Source organism: Rhizobacter sp. P2_D12 (assembly GCF_056404395.1).
This window is the reverse complement of the sequence record NZ_JBFUEB010000290.1, coordinates 1-1,423: the sequence shown is the minus strand read 5'-3', so window position 1 is coordinate 1,423 and position 1,423 is coordinate 1. Positions and strand designations below refer to the sequence as shown.

Annotated in this window: 1 protein-coding gene; it reads right to left on the bottom strand. The window is 70.1% G+C overall.

Going from position 1 to position 1,423, the window contains the following annotated elements; all coding sequences use genetic code 11:
* The coding region (locus AC1DYN_RS32510) for an AAA domain-containing protein (protein WP_477966923.1) at positions 1–1,423 on the bottom strand (1,423 nt) is incomplete at both ends.

Sequence of the window (1,423 nt, the reverse complement as noted above, 5' to 3'; positions counted from 1 at the left end):
GGCCAGTGCCGTCTGCAACGCCTGTGCGGCGGCAAACACGTCGGGCGTGGTCGCGCGCAGCGGCGGCAGCGCGCCACTGGCTTCGTCACGCTCGATGTCGCGCATGGCCAGCAGCGTGTCGTGCRGACGGCCGATGGCCGGCGCCGGGGGCAGGGCGTCGGCCGCTGGCAGCCGCGCATTGCAGTAGACCAGATCCGCGCCAAGCCGGCGCCGCGCCTCGCGCAGTCCCATCGCCTGTTCGTCGCCAAATGGCGGCGCGTGGTGCGGTGCCAGCGACAGGTCGTCGTCGAACCAGCCAAAACGCTCCCTGCCGTCGATGACCAGTTCAGCCATCTTCTGCGCGCGCATCTCGACGCCATCGACGCTGACGGCGGCCAGCTGGGCATGCGCGATCTCGTCGATGCGGGTGTCGATCGCGGCGGTTTCGGCATGCGCGCGGTCGAGCGCGACGCGGCAGGCGGCAATCGCCTCGGTCTCGAGCTGCGGGTTCAGATGCGACAGCGTGTGGATGATCGCTTCGATCGACGCCTGGAACTGGCGCATGCCTTCCTTGTCGCCCGAGAGCAGGGCGACGGTCAGGGGCCGGATCGATTCGGGAATCTTCTCCTGCAACACCTTCAGCGCCGGCTCGCCCTTGGACGTGACCAGGATGCGCTTGCCCGAGGCCAGGTAGTGGCTGATGATGTTGGCGATCGTGTGCGTCTTGCCGGTGCCGGGCGGGCCCTGGACCGTGACGCCGGGCGAGCGCGCCAGTTGCTGGACGATGGTTTCCTGCTCGCGGTTGTACGGCAGCGGGAAGTACAGCTCGCGCGGTTCGCCGGCATTGACCGCGCCGCCGGACAGGCCGCGAAACGCGATCGGCTCGTGCTCGAGCACCGCGCTGCCGGGTGGCGTGACAAGGCTCAGCGGCCCGTCCGGCAATGCTTCGGCATCGTCCACGCGGTCTTTCAGGCGCGCGATGTCGTCGATCAGGAAGTGCGTCGCGCGCGGCCGGGCGAAGATCACCCAGCCATGCGTGACGACGAGGCGCTCGCCAGGGGGCGGCGCCTGCGTGGCGGCCATGTCGTAGCGGGCGTCGGCGCTGACCTGGCCGGCGATCAGCTTGAGGATCGGCTCGATCATCTCGGGTGCGAACGGCGAGAGCGTGCTGTCGCCGCGCGCGGCCAGCAGGCTGCGCGCCGCGCGTTCGACGTCGCCGATACCGGGCACGCCGCAGGCCGCGAACGCATCGAGTTCCAGGTGCGCGTCGAGCTGGCGGGGGCGCAGGCCGATGGCGTGCGAGGTCGGGTCGATGTCGATTTCCAGCGCCTGCGTGATGAGCGGGTAATGGAAGTCGACAGGCGCCGGGGTGCGCATCTGCCACGACGACAGGCCCATGCCCCACACCAGTTCCAGCGGGCGCGCCGCTTCTTCGGATTCCAGC